Raw genomic sequence first — 16,565 nt, 5'->3', positions numbered from 1 at the left:
ATTCAATGCCCGCCGCGTCCGACATCCAGGAGATACGCATGACCGTTCCACTCTGGCACGAGCTGATGCTGAACCCGCTGGCGGCGTTCGGCATCCTGCTGGCCCTGGGCGTGATCGGCGGGCAGATCGCGGTCCGCGTCGCCCGCCTGCCCGCCATCACCGGCTACATCGTCACCGGCCTGATCATCGGCCCCTACAGCCTCAATCTGCTGAACCAGCAACTGCTGAACGAGGCCTCGCTCTTCGTCCAGCTGGCGCTGGGCATCGCGCTGTTCGAGGCCGGCCGCCGCGTCGACCTGCGCTGGCTGCGGGTGGAGAAGACGCTGCTGGCCACCACCCTGCTCTACTGCCTGCTGGTGTTCGCGGCGCTGTACGCGCTGCTGAACGGCAGCGGCTTCGGCGCGCCGGCCAGCCTGATGCTGGCGGCGCTGGGCATGGCCACCTCGCCTATCGTGGTGCTGGAGATCGTCCGCGAGTCGCGCGCCGACGGCCAGGTCAGCGAACGGCTGCTGACCGCCACCGCGCTGTCCAGCGTGCTGGCGATGATAGGCTTCGCGCTGGCGCTGTCCTACAGCCATCTGTCGGCCAATCACACGGTGGAGGAAGGCATACTGCTGCCCGGCTGGCTGATACTCGGCTCGGTCGCGCTGGGCCTGGCCGCCGGCCTGGTCACCACCCTGCTGAACCGCTGGCTGGGCGGCCACCAGCGCGAGGCGCAGCGCGTGCTGCTGTTCGGCCTGATCGCCCTCGTCGTCGGCGTGGCCGACATGCTGGCGCTGCTGGCGCTGCTGGCCTTGCTGGTGGCCGGCATGAGCACCCGCACGCTGCGCCACGGCTATACCGTCAGCGAACCGGGCATCCTGTCGCTGAGCCATGTGTTCACCGTCGCCTTCTTCGTCGCCGCCGGCGCCTATCTGTCGCCGCAGGCGCTGGCTTCGCACTGGCAGCTGGCGCTGCTGTGCCTGCTGCTGCGCAGCGGCATCGGCATGCTGGTGTGGTGGCTGGCGGCGCGCGCCAACGGCCTGTCGCGCAGGCAGGGGGCCTTGCTCGGACTGGCGCTCAGCCCGCTGAACAGCGGCTCGGCGCTGCTGCTGGGCCTGGGCATGGTGTCGCTGGGCTCGGCCGCCACCAGCTTCAGCTCGGCGCTGATGGCCGCGCTGATGATCAACGAGATCGCCGCCCCCATCCTCACCCGGCTGGCGCTGCGCCTGGCCGGCGAAACCGCAGGAGCCAGCCATGCTTGAATTCAGCCAAAGCCAGCCGCTCACCCTGGGCGTGGAGCTGGAACTGATGATATTGAATCGCCGCGACTACAATCTGACCCGCGGCTCCGACGACCTGCTGCTGCAGATCAACCGCAAGCCGCACGGCTTCGACATCAAGCCGGAAATCACCCAGGGCATGATAGAGATAGGCACCGCCGTCCACAGCGACGTCAACGCGATGCTGGAAGAGCTGCTGGCGATACGCAAGCTGCTGGTCGACGGCGCGCACAAGCTGAACCTGGGCCTGGCCGGCGGAGGCGCCCACCCGTTCCAGCACTGGGACGACCAGCGCATCTATCCGAAGGAGCGCTACCAGCTGGTGTCCGAGCTGTACGGCTATCTGGCCAAGCAGTTCACCGTCTACGGCCAGCACATCCATATCGGCTGTCCGGACGGCGACGCCGCGGTGCGGCTGACCCACTACCTGGCGCGCTACATTCCCCACTTCATCGCGCTGTCGGCGTCGTCGCCGTTCTACCAGGGCGTGGACACCTCGTTCCAGACTTCGCGGCTGACCAGCGTCAACGCCTTCCCGCTGTCCGGCTGCATGCCGCTGGTGGACAGCTGGCAGGCGTTCAACGGCTATTTCGAGCGGATGGAATCGTTGCGCATCGTCGCCAGCATGAAGGACTTCTACTGGGACATCCGTCCGAAGCCGGAATACGGCACCGTGGAGATCCGCATCTGCGACACCCCGCTGTCGATAGAGACACCGGTGCTGTTGGCCGCCTATGCCCAGATGCTGGCGCGGCGCTGCTTCGCCGAGGAATGGTCCGACATCAGCGCCGAGCCGTATCTGACCTACAGCTACAATCGCTTCCAGGCCTGCCGCTTCGGCTTCGACGGCGTGCTGGTCGACGCCCGCTCGAACCAGCAGCAGGGCCTGCAGGAGGACCTGCTGGAGACGCTGCGCGCGCTGGAGCCGCACGCCGAGGCGTTGAACAGCCGGAACCAGCTGGCCGCGCTGCGGCAGCGGGCGCTCAAATGCCACAGCGACAGCCGCTGGCTGCGCCAGGTCTACGAGCAGAGCGGCTCGCTCAACGAGGTGGTGCGGCGCCAGAGCGAACACTGGATGTACGCGCCGCCGGGAGTCGGCGTAAACTGAGCGCTTCCCATCATGCCCCTCGCATCATGCCTTTTGAACTTCCGCAACAAGCCGCGCCGGAACTGCCCGCGCGCTGGTGTGTCTTCGACGGCGGCCGGCTGTGGCTGCTGGACGGCGAGCTGCCTTCCCTGCCGCCGGCCGGCTGCGCGCTGACCGGCCAGCGCTTCCTCGGCATCCACGAAGGGCGCAATCTGTTTCTCGCCGAACTGGTCGGCGAGCCGCCGCGGGACGGCGAGTGGCTGGCGCTGCGGCCGGCGCTGACGACGCTGCCGGCCGGACAGATTCCGGCGGCGGCGCGCGCCGCCCAACTGCGCCAGTTTCTGCGCAGCCACCGCTTCTGCGGCCATTGCGCGACCCCGCTGATCGTCGGCGACGACCAGCTGGGCCGGCACTGCCCAAGCTGCGGCCAGGTCCACTATCCGCGCATCTCGCCGGCGATGATGGTGCTGGTCCGCCGCGGCCGCGAACTGCTGCTGGCGCGCAGTCCGCACTTCACCCCCGGCATGTACAGCGCGCTGGCCGGCTTCGTCGAGCCCGGCGAGACGCTGGAGGAATGCGTGCACCGCGAAACCTGGGAGGAAGTCGGCATCCGCATCAGGAACCTGCGCTACGCCTTCTCGCAGTCCTGGCCCTTCCCGCACTCGCTGATGCTGGCCTTCACCGCCGAATACGACGGCGGGGACATCCGTCCGCAGGAAGGGGAAATCGAGGATGCCGGCTGGTTCGATATCGACGCATTGCCGATGCTGCCCACCCCGATCTCTATCGCCCATCACCTGATCGCGCATGGACGCGAGCTGATTCGCAACAATGCCATGTAGTTTTTCTGGCGGAATATTAAATTTTATTTAACTCCGTCATCCAGTAAACCCGTCTGGCCATCGTTCCGTTTTGCTTACTGCCTCCCGCTCAAACCCGCGCGGGAGGCCTCTTACTCGCCAAAACGGAATGCCATATGAAAGTAAAACACGCCCGTGAACTGACCCTGGCGCTGTACCTCGGCGCCGCATGCGCCGGCGCGCAAGCCGCCGCCATGACGGTGGATAGCCTGGACGGCCCCGTCACCGGCAACGAGATCCAGTCTTTCGTCGACTTCATCCAAGGCATGCAGCCCATCCTCTCCGAATCGGGCGAGGAATGGAGCCAGGGCGACGACGGCAAGGCTATGAAGGCGTTGTCCCAGGTTTACGATATCGCGCCGCGCAAGGAAATCCTGGACAAGATGACCAGCTACTGCGACGCCTTGCTGTCCCAGCGCAACGATATCCTGCCCGCCCCCGCCGGCCAGCGCAAAATCTGGACCGGCCGCATCGACCCGGTATGGCCCAACACGCCCGACAAATACCCGATCCAGACCGGCGGCGAACAAGGCGACCCCGTGGGCCACCTGGCCAGCTGCGCCCGCGCGATCCTCAAGACTCCGGCGCTCTACAAGCAAAACGTAGCCGGCGGCGACCGCTACCGTTTCGGTGCCACCTATCTGCAACGCGCCAAGACCTATCTCGCCGAAGCCGACAAAACGGTGGACCAACACATCCTGAAATCGCTGCTGACGATGAAGGACGGCCATATGTACTTCGCCGACAACTCGCCGTACCAGACTGGCAAACCGGTGCCGTGGAACCAGCAGATGATGTTCGACTATGGCTTCATGAACCTGGCCCAGGCCCATGAGCTGCTGAAGGACGACCCGGCCCGCGTCCAACGCTATGACGCCATCGTCAAAACCAATCTCGACTGGTTTTTCCAGTCCGGCCTCACCCGCTATACAGACAAGGCTGGCAAGACGGCCTACAACTGGGCCTACGCCATGCCGGCCACCGACGGCGAGGACTGCAATCACGGCAGCATGGACGTGTATGGCTTCTACCGCTTGTTCCTGAGCGGCCGTTACGGCCTCGCCGCCAAGCAGATGGAGCCGTTCGGCGACACCGTGTTCGACGTGATGCGCCTGGGCGACCGCGACTACTCCGGCCGGGTGGACGGCAGCAGCGACAACGCCAGCAAGCACGGCGGCGAAACCAACTACCTGCGCGCCGGCTTCATGTTCGCCGCCCTGTCGCGCCCGGACGCCTACTACACCATGATGAGCGACGCCGGCATCCAGGACGGCGGCTCCTCTGGCGCGGCCGGCGTCTACGCCAACTTCCTGACAATCAAATCCCTGCGCGCCAGCGGCAACGCCAGCAAGGACAAGAAGCATTGATCTGAGCCAGCCGGCGAATCATCTGCCCGCCTCGGCAGCGCGGATGATTCGCTCACAAATAGATGCGTGATGCCAAAAATCAACATCCGCCAATCCCTCAACCCATACAAATAAAACCGCGCGCGGCTACCCCCCGCTCCGCCAGCAATTCAAATAGAATATTTGCTCAAGAAAAGCATTGCAAAGTGCTGCTTGCCTAGTCTACTTCCGGATAAAAGAGCCAATCGTGAAACAAAAATATCTGCTAAGCCTTGCCTTGATATCAAGCCTGCTTCTTGCCTGCCCCAACGCGGGAGCAGCTGCCATGACCGTGGACAGCCTGGACGGGCCGGTCACCCGCAACGAGATCCAGTCCTTCGTCAACTTCGCGCAGGGCTTGCAACCCGGCGCGTCCAACCTCAACAACGAATGGGCGCAAGGCCCCAGCGGCGAGAACCTGAAAGCCATGAGCCTGGTTTACGACATCGCGCCGAGCCAGCCCCTGCTGGACAAGATGGTGTCCTTCTGCGACGCGCTGCTGTCGGAACGCAACGACATCCTGCCGGCGCCAGCTGGCCAGCGAGTGATCTGGACCGACCGCATCGATCCGATATGGCCGAACAAGCCGGACGTCAGCCCGATCCAGACCGGCGGCGAACAGGGCGATCCGGTGGGCCACCTGGGCAGCTGCGCCCGGCAGATCCTGAAAACCACCGCGGTTTACAACCAGAAAGTCACCGGCGGCGACCCCTTCCGTTTCGGCGCCACCTATCTGCAGCGCGCCAAGACCTATCTCTCCGAGGCCGACAAGACGGTCGATCAGCACATCCTGAAATCGCTGCTGAACCTCGACGACGGCAAGCGCATGTACTTCGCCGCCAACGCGCCGTACAAAGGCGGCCAGCCTGTGCCGTGGAACCAGCAGATGATGTTCGGCTACGGCTTCCTCAACCTGGCCCAGGCGCATGAGCTGCTGAAAGACGACCCGGCGCGCGTCAAGCGCTACGACCAGATCCTGCAGGCCAATCTGGACTGGTTCCTCCAGTCCGGCCTCACCCGCTACACCGACAAGGCCGGTCGTCCCGCCTACGACTGGGGCTACGCCATGCCCGACACCGCCGGCGAGGACAACAGCCACGGCAGCCTGGACAGCGCCGGCCTGTACCGCTTGTATCAAAGCGGACGCTACGGCCTGAAAGCCGCGCAGCTGGCGCCGATCGCCAACACCGTCGTCGACGTGATGCGCCTGGGCGACCGCCACTATGCAGGCCGGTTGAACGGCACCACCGGCGCCGGCAACAGCAAGGACACCAACTACCTGCGCAGCGGCTACCTGTTCACCGCCCTGTTCCGGCCCGACGCCTACTACACCATGATGGGCGACGCCGGCATACAGGACGGCAGCAACGCCTCCCGCATCGACGCCTTCTCGCGCTTCCTGCTGGTGAAGTCGCAGCGCGCCGCCTCGCTGCCGGGCCGCCGCTAGGACACGGCCAGCACCTGGTCCAGCCGGGTCGTATAGCAGGGCGAGCGCACGTCCTGCCGCATCTCCCAGTCCGGCGTCAGCGCCTCCGAAGCCAGCTTGACGCAGCCGCGGCCGAAAGTCCGGTTGATCGCGTCCATCGTCTGCATCAGGCGCTGCCTGCGCGGATCGGGCGCCGGGCCGAACAGGTCGGCCTGCAGGCGCGCCCGCGGTGAAATCTCCATCAACACCACCCCGGCCTTCTGATAGCGCGGACCGCGCCGGTAGATCGAACGCAGGCCGGACAGCGCCGCGCGGGTCAGCGTCATCGAGTCGTCGCTGGGCTGAGGCAGCGGCACCACGGTATAGCCGTTGTAGCCGTCGTCGCCGAACGGGCTGGTACGGATGCCGACGCCGACCAGACGCGCCACGCCGCGCTGCGCGCGCAGCTTCTCCCCCGCCGTGGCGATATGGTGGCTGACCGCGGCGGCGAGCACATTGAAATCGCGCGCCTTCTCCCCGAAGGAGCGGCTGGAAATGATCTGCTGCCGCTCCGGCGCCGCTTCGTCCAGCTCGATGCAGCTGATGCCGTTCAACTCGGCAATGGACATTCCCGCGTCCGCTTCGCGCAGGAAGCCGATGATCTGTTCTTCGGTGAACTTCGATTTTTTCATGACAAATCTCCTGCCCGGATGGGCTTAAATTTGCCAGAAATCTCTACTTTTCGCCGCTACGTTTTTGCTGGAGGAGGTCACCTCTTCCAGAAGCTTACCCAAACCCTCACAGGGCACGGGTAAGTTTCCAGAGGCGTTTACTCAGATAATCGTTCAGGATGCAGCATCTATACGACCTTTGCCAGCCCAGTTTCATAGACCAGCCACAACTCTCCATCGATGTCCCGCCACATGGCACCTTGAGCCTCCAGGACTTTGGACAGTCGCGTCCGGATCTGATTCAGCTCAGGCCGAGTCATGCTTTCCAAAAACAGCCCTCGCACCCGCTTCACCTTGGGAACCGATTTTTCAATTTTATGGATCAGATGGATAAAAGCCGAAACGGCGCTAGCGGAACCCTCCACCGGCTGTTTGGCGACGAAGTCGCAAATAATCAGCTCTTCATCCTCCAAACGATAAACCAGTTCACAATCCAACATTTTTACTCGCTGTCCAATCAAAACATGGCTATTTCCAAAATACTCTGCCTCAGGGACCAGCCCCTGCGACTGCAGGAATTGTGTAACGGCATCCAGTTTGATATTCATTTCTTGCATTTCGACTCTCCATTCGGCGGACATGGGGAAACCCATATCCGCTCACGATTCATAAGTGGAGTTAAATTTTGACGGCCGACATCATTCGCTCTTGCATGCTCATCAGCTGACGCGTCAAATCATGCATGCGGCTCGATGCTTCGGCCGCCTTATCGGCAGCGGCACTCAACGCTTTATACCGCTCGGCAGCATGATCAGCCTGGAATTCGCCAAGAATATTCTTCTGCTCAGCATCGCGTGTTAGGCTAGCGGTACCCCAGTTAATGCCGCCCTCCGCCGCTTTGCCCACCCCCGACAGCCCCGTGGATATCAGGTCTCCCCCCGAGCCCGCGACTCCTCCGATGGCCGCGCCGCCCGCACTCAAAAATCCTGACAGGACTTTAGCGCTGGCGTTCTTCCACGCAGCCTTGTACTTAAGTTCGATGCTCTCCAGCTTGGTATCGATCGACTTTAACTGGACAGCCGCTGCCAGCTGCTGGCCAGCGGCATGGAAATCGCGCTCCATGTCGCGGATATCGATGTTCATTTTCTGCAGCATCGCAATCAGGTTGTCTATGGTGGCATATACCCCAGTACTGCCCTTATCCACACTCTGTCCCGAAAGCTGCTGTGGGACGGTTGGTACCGTGTTCGAGACTCCAACTTTGTTAATATCCATCATGATAACTTTCCTAAACAAATGTTGCGTGCCACTTTGTGGTGTCACGATAATTGATTTCACTGCTTGTGCTTCACCGGCGAACCCAGCTTTGGCCATCCTTAGCTAACACAGCGATCATCCCCTCCATCAATGGGATATACTCCTGCCGATTCGCAGTTTCCTGTCGGGCATCATTGGCCAGATGTTGGCCGATACTGTTTGCCAGCTTCTGGGCCAACTCTCCCGACGTTTCCTCCTGCGCGCCTTGCACTTCATGGCCCACGGCATGAAGGGAGATAGCTTCACTGATTTGCGCCGCGCCTTTGCTCGCTACTGCTCGAGCTGTTTCTCCCCCAACCGCGGAGAACACTTGGCCGGCGCCTCCAACCACCTCGCTCGCCGCGTTTTCCTGCAGCGCCCGGGCATTGAGCTCCGCCGCCTCGCTGCGCTGCTGAACTGCAAGCAGCGCGACAGCAGCAACCAAGGGCAGCAACTCCGCCTGCATCGCCCAAAAACCTTCGCGCTGCTGGCCATACAAACTTTGCAGCTTGGCCATCAGATCACCGATGCTGAACGTGCCATGCAAGTCCAGCGCCCCGAAGCCCTCGTTGCCGGCCAGCAACTGCACCGTGTAGTTAAGGCCATCCGGGATCGGCGCTTCCAGGCCGCAAGACTCGAAATCAAGCGACTTCAGGTCATTGAGAACGTTGTGCAATGGATCGGCGCCGATTTGCAACTCTGGCAGTTTGGGTAGTTCGCCGGTTTTTTTCGAGTTGACGGAATACTCCCCGGGGACGCCATTCGCACCTGTACTCTGGCTAAATCTAGCCACCGAAAAATCCGTCATCTCTCTCCCCTCTACACCATGGAAGACGCGATCTGCGCCTGGGTGGAAGCTGCCTGGCTCATCGCCTGGAGGCCGTCATCGATCACCTGGCTCTTGCTGTCCAGTAGTTCGCGCGTCTTCTTGATGACTTCCTTCTTTTCCTGCTCATAGAACTCGAAGAAGCTCTGCAGCCATTGCTGATCCAGAATCAACAAATCGATTTCCTTTTGCAGTTTGGCTCGCTGTTTCTCGATCTCACCGACCATGATCTCCTTTGCACCTGCCGCCACTCCGCGGACCGTGCTGGACACGACAAGCGCCGGTGCCTTCAGCGTCGCTTTGATCGTAGCCTTGACCACGTCCGCGAATACCTGATTCACGACTCGCTTGGTGACCTCCTGGGCAGTCAGTTCCACACCTTCCTTGACAGCCTTCTTGATGACTTTCTCCACCGACTTGCTCACCATCTTTTCTATCGCTTCGTGGGTGAACCTTTCCAGCATCTGGTTGGTAAACTTCTGGGCGAACTTCTCAACTGTCTTCTTGGTGGTGGCTTTGGCGGCATCGACAGCGGCCTTGCCCAACGCTTGTGCAACTTGTGTCGCGACTTGATCCGCCACTTGCTTGCCAACTGCGTTTGCCGCATTCTTGGCTGCGCCTGCCGTGCCTTTCTTGATGGCTGTACTGACCATTTGCTCCGCGCCTTCTTTCAGTACCTTGCCGGCGACTTTCGGAATCATCTTGGTCACCAACAGATTGCGCGCCGCACTGGTAACGTCCACCACTGCTCCGGCGATTTCAAACGACAATTGAATTTTTCCAGCAATGTCCGCTACCTTTTGGTATTTTTCGGCATTCTCCGGGTCAATAAGCGCCATCGTATTAGCCATAGCCTTGACCAGACCCGCCATGCCAGCAACGAGGTCCATCGCACCGCCGGCAGCCTGCATCACATTGCCGGTCATCACACCGCCTATCATTTTGGCGACGCCAGTCACCACCTCCACCGCAGCGACCACCCAGTCGAAAACCACGCTGAGAATGCCAGCCTTCTTGGCCTTGTCCTGCTGCTCGATGGCCTTGTTCATCTGTTCCCGAATGTTCTCCACTTCCTTCTTGCGCAGCGCTTCCTGCTTCGTACTCATGATGTCGAGAGCCTTGCTCTTGACTGCTGCGGTATCGCCCAGCATTTGCGAGGTCATCAGCGTGGAAGCCATGATCATCGAGTCCATCGGAATCTTTTCGATCTCCGACAAGCTGAATGCCGGCACCTTGGCCGCGCCATCGCTGCCGGAGGCTTGATCGATAGTTCCCATGATCCGGCCCAGCGCATCGGCTGCCTGTTGCCGGGATACCGGCTCCTTGGCGGCACGCGGCGAAGCCAACTGCCCCAGTTGCTGCGATTGCACCTCCGCCAACGGTCTGGAGACCATCTTGACGGCATCGCCGACTTTGCGGGCGGCGCCGCTTTTTCCTTCTTCCTTCTCCGCCCAATCAGCCGGCAAGCCGGCGCCAGGCATGAAACGATCGAGTGCGATCAGCATGGTACTTCCTCCTGTTGCAGAGCCAGCATGTCTACGGCGCTGGCCTTGATTGCCTGATAATCGATTTGTTCGCCGCACCAGTTGATGGCCGCCTTGAAAGCCTTGCTCGCATACTCCGCATTCCCGTCCAGCCGATAGCTGATGCCGGCGTAGAACGCGGCGCGCGGGTCGTCCACCTTGATCAGGCCGGCGCGGCCGAAGCAGACCACGGCCTCGTTGTGCGCGCCGAGCCGCTGATGGCACAGGCCCAGCGCCAGCAGGTAGTCGAAATTCCAGTGGTCCAGCGTGCTCAGCAACTGGTAGACATTTCGGGCGGCAGCGATTTCGCCGCCATCGAACAGCTGCTTGGCATAGCCGTACAGCGACTCCAGGTCCTCGCCCTGAATGTCGGCCAGCAAGCGCAACGAGCCGCCGCGCGAGAAGAAATGCCGGTACAACTCGTCGTCTGTCTGCTCAGGCTGATGATGGATATCAGTCATAAAATAAACTCCTTGTACTGACACGCGCCGGCCGGAGACAAGACCACCCGGCAACATGTCGTGGCTTAACGGATGGCTTGGGCGATAGACTTGGTCGATTCCGCGTTCATGCTCTGCAAGCTATTGGCCATGGTCACCGCGGTGTTGAAGTTCTGAATCAGCTGCTGCATCTTCAACTGGCTCTGCTGCACGAAGTCAGACGCGCGGCCGGAGAAGGACTCCAGCGCGGACTTCACTGCCGTCAGATCCGCCTGGCTGAGATCGCCCTCTAGGTTTTCCACCGAATCCACGCTGATGCCGTTAGCCTTCAGATAGTCCAGCACATCCTGAGGCAGTTTCTTGGTATCTTTGGGGTCGGTGATGCCTGCCAGCACTGCCTCCACTTTATTGGCCATTTCCTGCGCATCGCGCGACACTTCCATTTTCTTCGACATCTGCGCGAACTTGGCATTGGACAGTTCGGTAAACAGCAGCATGACCTCTTCCATCGTGGCGATGGCCTGGCCCAGCAGCGAGTAGTTCCGCGCCGCGCGCAGGTAGTCAATATTGTCCCCGTCGCCAGCCTTGCCGACAGAATCCACCTGGCCGTTGCTGAAGGAAGAGATCGAAGAGATTGCAGTGCTCATAAATAAAACTCCTTACTAAATTAACGTGATTTAAACAAAAGAACGGCGATGTTTTTTGGCAAGAACCGGAGCGGCCTTGACTGGTTCGGCCATGGCGCTAGCCTTGGCATCGTCTTCTGGCGCCAGCTGCTTCAATTGCTTGCCTAATTGGGAAAAGGTTTTTTCCGCCATGGCAACCTTAGATACGATTTGCTGATGCAGCTGCTCGCCGCCGGACTTCATCATCGCCTCCAGCTTTTGCAACTTGCCGCGCGCCACCGGATCCGATCCTGCGCGCGCCTCCAATGCAGCGATCTCGCCTTGCAACGCCTTGAAATCGTCCAGCTGTTTCTTGAAACCCATCCGGCGTTTTTTCAAACCGTCGATCATGGATTTCAATTGCGTCATTTCATTCATTGGAATGCCTCCTGTTCATTGCGGGCTTTCCAGTTTGGCTGCCGGCACGCGGCAGCCAACTGCTCAGCCATTAACGGATAGCCTGGGCGATAGACTTGGTCGATTCCGCGTTCATGCTCTGCAGGCTGTTGGCCATGGTCACCGCGGTGTTGAAGTTCTGAATCAGCTGCTGCATTTTCAGCTGGCTCTGCTGCACGAAGTCAGACGCGCGGCCGGAAAAGGACTCCAGCGCCGACTTCACCGCCGTCAAGTCAGCCTTACCCAGTAGCCGCCCAGCATTGACCAATTTCTTCATCGACTCTTTGTTATAAGTGCCGTCTTCGTTTTTTTGATTCTTCAGCCAATCGCTAGCTTTCTGGCCATCGATCTTGACGCCGGCAGCATCCAGATCTTTAGCGATCTGCTCAGCCGATGCATTAGAACATCCGACAATACCTTTGATATAAGAATCAATATTATTCAGCGCCCATAGCGAATCCAGCTTGGCACCACCATCGTTGCCCTCGTTGCCTCTAAGGAATTTATCAATGCTCATTCCATTGATGGGAATGCCGTTTTGGCGCATATACTCAATCACATCCTCCGGCAGCGAGACTTTGCCATTGGGATCCGTGATGCTGGCCAGCAGCGCCTCCACTTTATTGGCCATTTCCGCCGCATCGCGCGACACTTCCATTTTCTTGGACATCTGCGCGAACTTGGCATTGGACAGTTCGGTAAACAGCAGCATGACCTCTTCCATCGTGGTGATGGCCTGGCCCAGCAGCGAGTAGTTCCGCGCCGCGCGCAGGTAGTCATTGTTGTCGCTGGAGTCTGCAGCGCCAGTGGTGAGCGCGTTTACGCCGGGAGTAGTTTGGTTTACGGTAGTGTTCATCGATATTTCCTTTCAAGAGTGGTATTGGGAGGCAGGCGCCGCGCACTGACCCGCCCGCCTTTATCCATTAACGGATAGCCTGGGCGATGGACTTGGTCGATTCCGCGTTCATGCTCTGCAGGCTGTTGGCCATGGTCACCGCGGTGTTGAAGTTCTGAATCAGCTGCTGCATCTTCAACTGGCTTTGCTGCACGAAGTCAGACGCGCGGCCGGAGAAGGACTCCAGCGCAGATTTCACTGCCGTCAGATCCGCCTGGCTGAGATCGCCCTCGAGGTTTTCCACCGAATCCACGCTGATGCCGTTAGCCTTCAGATAATCCAGCACATCCTGAGGCAGTTTCTTGGTATCTTTGGGGTCGGTGATGCCTGCCAGCACTGCCTCCACTTTATTGGCCATTTCCTGCGCATCGCGCGACACTTCCATTTTCTTCGACATCTGCGCGAACTTGGCATTGGACAGTTCGGTAAACAGCAGCATGACCTCTTCCATCGTGGCGATGGCCTGGCCCAGCAGCGAGTAGTTCCGCGCCGCGCGCAGATACTCGATGTGATCGTTATCGATCACCTCATCGGTAGTAATAGATGCAGGTTGCACACCGCCTTGAGCATTAATACTGGACATATAGTCACCTTTAAAAATTCAAGATTAAAATTGATGCTTTTCACTATCAAAGTCATTATCGCCACACAATCTGCGCCTCAACTTCGACTGCTGCATGATACAAAACCACCAGGCAAATATTTTCTAGAACTGCGACAAATATTCTGTTTTTTTGCACATGACTTATCCTGCCATCTCGAACACCCCGGAGCAGGAGGTCATCCAGATATCAGGTGATCACCGGATGCCGCTTGACACAGCAAAGATAGATCATGCATCACGTTACAACAGCGCGCATAGGATTGAGATGCCAGCGATTCGACTCATAATCAGCAGGAGTAAAGGTGAAATAACCATCCAAGAGGATACTTACGCCTTTCCAGAACACTGCCTGATTGTCACAAATAATAAAGCTCGAATTTCTACGGATAGCCATCCGAATGCCATGCTGTCTCTGGATTTTCTCGCCTCGGATTTGCAGCGGCTTCTCCCGGAAGTCGTCGAATTACTGGAAGCAGACAATCAGAAAACCTTCAAAAAGGAAGCGGTGAAAATAGTAAAAACAGACTGCAATGCAACTGAGGTATTGGCCTCGCTTTCCCAGTTGGCGCCCTCCTCCTTCCTGTATTTTGCTTATCTTTACTGCTTGAATCTGGATAGAGCTTACTTCTCGGCATTGCTGCGCAGCTGCATAGCTGGAAATAAGGATTTTTACGAATTCATTGAGAAAAATGCTTTGCAACAATGGTCCATTTCCACATTGGCTGATCGATTTGGCATGCCACTGCGGAAATTCAACCAATTGTTTCAGGAGGCGTATGGCAAGCCCGCCAAGCGCTGGATATTGGAGCATCGTTTGACGCATGCCAAAAAGCTATTGCTCACCACCTCGATGAGGGTGCTGGATGTGGCGCTGGAATGCGGTTTTTCAAACCATGCGCATTTCACGGATAGCTTTCGGCGCCATTTTCAATGCAACCCCAAGCAATTTAGACAGCAAGCACTGGGCAAGCTGCGTGATAAAGAAACATAAGGACAGTTCATGGATATCGAAGCCATCACCAGTCAATTATCACAACTGGTTGAACAAGCCGGCAATGAGGTGCAATCGAAAGTCACCGCCGCCGATTTGAACGACCCCGCCCGAATGCTGCAAGCACAGTTTGCCATTCAACAGTATTCGGTATTCGTCAGCTACGAAAGCGCCATTATGCGGGCGGTGAAAGACATGTTGTCAGGGATTATTCAGAAGATATGAAATTACTCGCAACCGATATTTGCCGGCTAGTGGTAGAAACCGGCTTAGCCGCCGTGAATCACGGCTTATATGACGAGGCAGATTCTATTCGCTTGGCGATGCCGCATCTAACCGAAAACACGCATGCGCGGAAAATCGTGGAAGCCACCCTACTGCTCGGCATGGGGCATACGGAAGCGGCAACCTCTTTATTGCGCAACGACCACTCCGAGGAGGCCGGAATGCTGCGCCGCCTCATCAACAGCATGCATGTGCAGCAATCGCGGCGCATCTGTTAATTCTCTTTTAGGAGTCATTGCAATGGAAATCGATGCAGTCAAATTGCACACCGTTCAAGCCAGCATGGAACAGGTTCCCGCAGTGCCGGCCGCGGCCGATGTGGATGCGTTCACTCGCGCCATGTTCGGCCATGCGGCCCAATCCCCGGAAGAAGTCGCCGCTGGCGGTTTGCAAACGAAATCCCAGGCCATAGGCGAAGCGATTGACAACGCGCGCGCTACCACAGGCGTACTAAACAATCCGGCCGAAATGCTGGCGGCGCAATCCAAGCTGCTGCACTCCATCGTAGAAGTGGACCTGGTGGCCAAAACCGCGGGCGCCTTGTCGCAAGGCGTGAACAAACTGGTGAGCATGCAGTGATGAAAGCCCTCCGCCGTTTATGGCCGTTATTGATCCTGATGAGCCTGATGGGCTGCAAAGTGGACCTGTATAGCGGACTGAGCGAGGATGAAGCCAACCAGATGCTGGCCTTGCTAATGTTGCGCAATGTCGATGCCGAAAAGAAAATCATCAAGGAAGGCAATGTCACTGTCAGGGTGGAAAAAGAGCAGTTCACCGATGCGGTGGAAGTGCTGCGCCAGCATGGTCTGCCCAGCAAGCGCACCGAAACCATGGCGGATCTGTTTCCCTCCGGCCAACTGGTCACTTCGCCCGCACAAGAACAAGCCAAGATCGGCTATCTGAAGGAACAGCTGCTGGAAAAGATGCTGCGCGGCATGGACGGCGTGATCAGCGCCCAGGTTTCCATCGCGGAAAGCGTCAGCCAGAACCGGCGGGAGGCGCCTGCGCCGTCCGCCTCGGTCTTCATCAAGTACAGCCCCGGCATCAATATGCAAAGTCGCGAAACCGATATCAAACGGCTGATCCACACTGGCGTGCCTAATCTGCGCTCGGAAAACATCAGCGTGGTGTTGCAAGCAGCCGACTATCGCTATCGCCCAACCGCGACTACCGCGCAACCAGCTAAAAACACGCAGAGTTGGCTGCGGAAATACGCCATATGGCTTGTCGGCGGCCTAACCCTGCTGGGCTGCGCCGCCGCCATCGGTGTGCTGGCCTGGCGCCGGCGCACGGCCGCATCATGAAACCCGCGATATCCGCCGAACTGCAACGGTTGCATCAGCTGGCTTGGCGCGCCGGCGCCTGGATGGACCAAGGCTGGTGGCATGAGCTGGACTTGCGGCCCTGGCAGCAAAGCTACCAGCGCCATCCAGTCTGTCGTCCGGCGCTGGACCGGTTGATCGCCAATCGGCGCGGCTTTCCGCAAACGCCTCTGCCCGCATCGCTGACCCCGCGACAGCAAGCCATGCTGGCACTGGAGTCGCGCCTGCCCCGCGTGCTTACCGCGCTGGGACTGCTAGCCATGGAGTGTCCGGATTACTTGCTGCTGGGCAGCTACCGGCGCCCGCTGGCTGCCTGCCTGGGCGAACGCGGCTGCGATCAATTGCTGGCGCTGAGCGCCTTCCCCGCCCCCCGGCAACCAAACCTGGCGCCGGAACAAGTGGCGGCTGCGGCACTGGACCTAGGAACACGCTGGTGGCGAAGCGCCGATCCTAGCTGCCCGGTGCAAGCTGCACTGTCGATACTGTTGCCGCCCGGTCCCGCTGAAGCCATGCCGGCCATGGGCGACGCCATCTCATGGCTGATTCGGATCGGACGCTTTTTATGACCGCCCCCGCCCGCATCAGGCATAAGAGCTGCTAACCAAACCCAGCCAAGCGTCTGAGGCAAGGCGCGCCGACGTAGGCAGTACAA

At 59.4% G+C, this 16,565-nt stretch carries 21 protein-coding genes; 11 read left to right on the top strand and 10 right to left on the bottom strand.

The window, feature by feature from the left end; all coding sequences use genetic code 11:
• Positions 1-38 precede the first annotated feature (38 nt).
• The 5 genes from WNM05_RS10075 (at position 39) to WNM05_RS10055 (ending at position 6,041) form a co-directional block, all read left to right on the top strand.
• Positions 39-1,244, top strand: coding sequence for a cation:proton antiporter (locus tag WNM05_RS10075; RefSeq protein WP_434634649.1), 1,206 nt, complete (start codon positions 39-41; stop codon positions 1,242-1,244).
• The gene (locus WNM05_RS10070; protein ID WP_434634648.1) at positions 1,237-2,370 is read left to right on the top strand and encodes a YbdK family carboxylate-amine ligase; all 1,134 of its coding nucleotides are present in this window, start codon (positions 1,237-1,239) and stop codon (positions 2,368-2,370) included. The genes WNM05_RS10075 and WNM05_RS10070 overlap by 8 nt, the downstream gene beginning before the upstream one ends.
• 26 nt (positions 2,371-2,396) lie before the next feature.
• Positions 2,397-3,191 (top strand): NAD(+) diphosphatase, encoded by a 795-nt coding sequence (gene nudC, locus WNM05_RS10065; protein ID WP_434634646.1) that lies wholly within the window; start codon positions 2,397-2,399, stop codon positions 3,189-3,191.
• A gap of 134 nt (positions 3,192-3,325) precedes the next feature.
• The gene (locus tag WNM05_RS10060) at positions 3,326-4,576 is read left to right on the top strand and encodes a hypothetical protein (RefSeq protein ID WP_434634645.1); all 1,251 of its coding nucleotides are present in this window, start codon (positions 3,326-3,328) and stop codon (positions 4,574-4,576) included.
• Between the two features lie 304 nt (positions 4,577-4,880).
• Positions 4,881-6,041, top strand: a complete 1,161-nt coding sequence (locus tag WNM05_RS10055) for a hypothetical protein (RefSeq protein ID WP_434634643.1) — start codon at positions 4,881-4,883, stop codon at positions 6,039-6,041.
• Here the strand turns inward: WNM05_RS10055 and WNM05_RS10050 are convergent.
• From WNM05_RS10050 to WNM05_RS10005, 10 genes are all read right to left on the bottom strand, one after another.
• Complete coding sequence (locus WNM05_RS10050; RefSeq protein WP_434635140.1) at positions 6,038-6,628, bottom strand: DUF4113 domain-containing protein; 591 nt, start codon at positions 6,626-6,628, stop codon at positions 6,038-6,040. The genes WNM05_RS10055 and WNM05_RS10050 overlap by 4 nt on opposite strands.
• A gap of 230 nt (positions 6,629-6,858) precedes the next feature.
• On the bottom strand, positions 6,859-7,287 hold the full coding sequence (locus WNM05_RS10045; RefSeq protein ID WP_434634641.1) for a secretion protein: 429 nt from the start codon (positions 7,285-7,287) through the stop codon (positions 6,859-6,861).
• 61 nt (positions 7,288-7,348) lie between these two features.
• On the bottom strand, positions 7,349-7,948 hold the full coding sequence (locus WNM05_RS10040; RefSeq protein WP_434634639.1) for a hypothetical protein: 600 nt from the start codon (positions 7,946-7,948) through the stop codon (positions 7,349-7,351).
• Between the two features lie 70 nt (positions 7,949-8,018).
• Positions 8,019-8,774, bottom strand: a complete 756-nt coding sequence (locus WNM05_RS10035; RefSeq protein ID WP_011136123.1) for a hypothetical protein — start codon at positions 8,772-8,774, stop codon at positions 8,019-8,021.
• A gap of 11 nt (positions 8,775-8,785) precedes the next feature.
• On the bottom strand, positions 8,786-10,297 hold the full coding sequence (locus WNM05_RS10030; protein WP_115610135.1) for a type III secretion system translocon protein: 1,512 nt from the start codon (positions 10,295-10,297) through the stop codon (positions 8,786-8,788).
• Positions 10,291-10,776: a SycD/LcrH family type III secretion system chaperone gene (locus tag WNM05_RS10025; protein ID WP_011136125.1), complete on the bottom strand. Its 486-nt coding sequence runs from the start codon at positions 10,774-10,776 to the stop codon at positions 10,291-10,293. Before WNM05_RS10025 ends, WNM05_RS10030 begins: the two co-directional genes overlap by 7 nt.
• A 65-nt stretch (positions 10,777-10,841) precedes the next feature.
• Positions 10,842-11,402, bottom strand: coding sequence for a secretion protein EspA (locus tag WNM05_RS10020; protein WP_011136127.1), 561 nt, complete (start codon positions 11,400-11,402; stop codon positions 10,842-10,844).
• Between the two features lie 30 nt (positions 11,403-11,432).
• Entirely contained in the window at positions 11,433-11,798 is a 366-nt protein-coding gene (locus tag WNM05_RS10015) for a hypothetical protein (RefSeq protein WP_434634635.1), read from the bottom strand.
• Between the two features lie 70 nt (positions 11,799-11,868).
• Complete coding sequence (locus WNM05_RS10010; protein WP_434634633.1) at positions 11,869-12,672, bottom strand: secretion protein EspA; 804 nt, start codon at positions 12,670-12,672, stop codon at positions 11,869-11,871.
• Between the two features lie 67 nt (positions 12,673-12,739).
• Positions 12,740-13,294, bottom strand: coding sequence for a secretion protein EspA (locus tag WNM05_RS10005; protein ID WP_011136130.1), 555 nt, complete (start codon positions 13,292-13,294; stop codon positions 12,740-12,742).
• A gap of 157 nt (positions 13,295-13,451) precedes the next feature.
• On the opposite strand from WNM05_RS10005, the gene WNM05_RS10000 reads away from it, so the two are divergent.
• The 6 genes from WNM05_RS10000 to WNM05_RS09975 are packed head-to-tail and all read left to right on the top strand — an operon-like array spanning position 13,452 to position 16,479.
• Positions 13,452-14,306, top strand: a complete 855-nt coding sequence (locus WNM05_RS10000; RefSeq protein ID WP_080509009.1) for an AraC family transcriptional regulator — start codon at positions 13,452-13,454, stop codon at positions 14,304-14,306.
• 9 nt (positions 14,307-14,315) lie between these two features.
• Positions 14,316-14,531, top strand: a complete 216-nt coding sequence (gene sctF, locus WNM05_RS09995) for a type III secretion system needle filament subunit SctF (RefSeq protein ID WP_011136132.1) — start codon at positions 14,316-14,318, stop codon at positions 14,529-14,531.
• Positions 14,528-14,809, top strand: coding sequence for an EscG/YscG/SsaH family type III secretion system needle protein co-chaperone (locus WNM05_RS09990; RefSeq protein WP_011136133.1), 282 nt, complete (start codon positions 14,528-14,530; stop codon positions 14,807-14,809). The genes sctF and WNM05_RS09990 overlap by 4 nt, the downstream gene beginning before the upstream one ends.
• 22 nt (positions 14,810-14,831) lie before the next feature.
• Positions 14,832-15,170: a type III secretion system inner rod subunit SctI gene (gene sctI / locus WNM05_RS09985; RefSeq protein WP_011136134.1), complete on the top strand. Its 339-nt coding sequence runs from the start codon at positions 14,832-14,834 to the stop codon at positions 15,168-15,170.
• Positions 15,170-15,895, top strand: a complete 726-nt coding sequence (gene sctJ, locus WNM05_RS09980; protein ID WP_011136135.1) for a type III secretion system inner membrane ring lipoprotein SctJ — start codon at positions 15,170-15,172, stop codon at positions 15,893-15,895. The genes sctI and sctJ overlap by 1 nt, the downstream gene beginning before the upstream one ends.
• Positions 15,892-16,479, top strand: coding sequence for a type III secretion system domain-containing protein (locus tag WNM05_RS09975; protein WP_011136136.1), 588 nt, complete (start codon positions 15,892-15,894; stop codon positions 16,477-16,479). Before sctJ ends, WNM05_RS09975 begins: the two co-directional genes overlap by 4 nt.
• The last annotated feature ends 86 nt before the right edge of the window (positions 16,480-16,565 follow it).

This window comes from Chromobacterium sp. CV08, assembly GCF_051129845.1.
Lineage (GTDB): Bacteria > Pseudomonadota > Gammaproteobacteria > Burkholderiales > Chromobacteriaceae > Chromobacterium.
The sequence above is the reverse complement of the archived record's forward strand: the minus strand, read 5'-3'. Positions and strand labels throughout refer to the sequence as shown.

What these genes read in the sequence shown, in the direction of transcription:
- WNM05_RS10075 (WP_434634649.1), top strand. Translation starts at nt 39, where the DNA reads ATGACCGTTCCACTCTGGCACGAGCTGATGCTGAACCCGCTGGCGGCG.
- WNM05_RS10070 (WP_434634648.1), top strand. Translation starts at nt 1,237, where the DNA reads ATGCTTGAATTCAGCCAAAGCCAGCCGCTCACCCTGGGCGTGGAGCTG.
- nudC (WP_434634646.1), top strand. Translation starts at nt 2,397, where the DNA reads ATGCCTTTTGAACTTCCGCAACAAGCCGCGCCGGAACTGCCCGCGCGC.
- WNM05_RS10060 (WP_434634645.1), top strand. Translation starts at nt 3,326, where the DNA reads ATGAAAGTAAAACACGCCCGTGAACTGACCCTGGCGCTGTACCTCGGC.
- WNM05_RS10055 (WP_434634643.1), top strand. Translation starts at nt 4,881, where the DNA reads ATGACCGTGGACAGCCTGGACGGGCCGGTCACCCGCAACGAGATCCAG.
- WNM05_RS10050 (WP_434635140.1), bottom strand. Translation starts at nt 6,628, where the DNA reads ATGTCCATTGCCGAGTTGAACGGCATCAGCTGCATCGAGCTGGACGAA.
- WNM05_RS10045 (WP_434634641.1), bottom strand. Translation starts at nt 7,287, where the DNA reads ATGCAAGAAATGAATATCAAACTGGATGCCGTTACACAATTCCTGCAG.
- WNM05_RS10040 (WP_434634639.1), bottom strand. Translation starts at nt 7,948, where the DNA reads ATGATGGATATTAACAAAGTTGGAGTCTCGAACACGGTACCAACCGTC.
- WNM05_RS10035 (WP_011136123.1), bottom strand. Translation starts at nt 8,774, where the DNA reads ATGACGGATTTTTCGGTGGCTAGATTTAGCCAGAGTACAGGTGCGAAT.
- WNM05_RS10030 (WP_115610135.1), bottom strand. Translation starts at nt 10,297, where the DNA reads ATGCTGATCGCACTCGATCGTTTCATGCCTGGCGCCGGCTTGCCGGCT.
- WNM05_RS10025 (WP_011136125.1), bottom strand. Translation starts at nt 10,776, where the DNA reads ATGACTGATATCCATCATCAGCCTGAGCAGACAGACGACGAGTTGTAC.
- WNM05_RS10020 (WP_011136127.1), bottom strand. Translation starts at nt 11,402, where the DNA reads ATGAGCACTGCAATCTCTTCGATCTCTTCCTTCAGCAACGGCCAGGTG.
- WNM05_RS10015 (WP_434634635.1), bottom strand. Translation starts at nt 11,798, where the DNA reads ATGAATGAAATGACGCAATTGAAATCCATGATCGACGGTTTGAAAAAA.
- WNM05_RS10010 (WP_434634633.1), bottom strand. Translation starts at nt 12,672, where the DNA reads ATGAACACTACCGTAAACCAAACTACTCCCGGCGTAAACGCGCTCACC.
- WNM05_RS10005 (WP_011136130.1), bottom strand. Translation starts at nt 13,294, where the DNA reads ATGTCCAGTATTAATGCTCAAGGCGGTGTGCAACCTGCATCTATTACT.
- WNM05_RS10000 (WP_080509009.1), top strand. Translation starts at nt 13,452, where the DNA reads ATGACTTATCCTGCCATCTCGAACACCCCGGAGCAGGAGGTCATCCAG.
- sctF (WP_011136132.1), top strand. Translation starts at nt 14,316, where the DNA reads ATGGATATCGAAGCCATCACCAGTCAATTATCACAACTGGTTGAACAA.
- WNM05_RS09990 (WP_011136133.1), top strand. Translation starts at nt 14,528, where the DNA reads ATGAAATTACTCGCAACCGATATTTGCCGGCTAGTGGTAGAAACCGGC.
- sctI (WP_011136134.1), top strand. Translation starts at nt 14,832, where the DNA reads ATGGAAATCGATGCAGTCAAATTGCACACCGTTCAAGCCAGCATGGAA.
- sctJ (WP_011136135.1), top strand. Translation starts at nt 15,170, where the DNA reads ATGAAAGCCCTCCGCCGTTTATGGCCGTTATTGATCCTGATGAGCCTG.
- WNM05_RS09975 (WP_011136136.1), top strand. Translation starts at nt 15,892, where the DNA reads ATGAAACCCGCGATATCCGCCGAACTGCAACGGTTGCATCAGCTGGCT.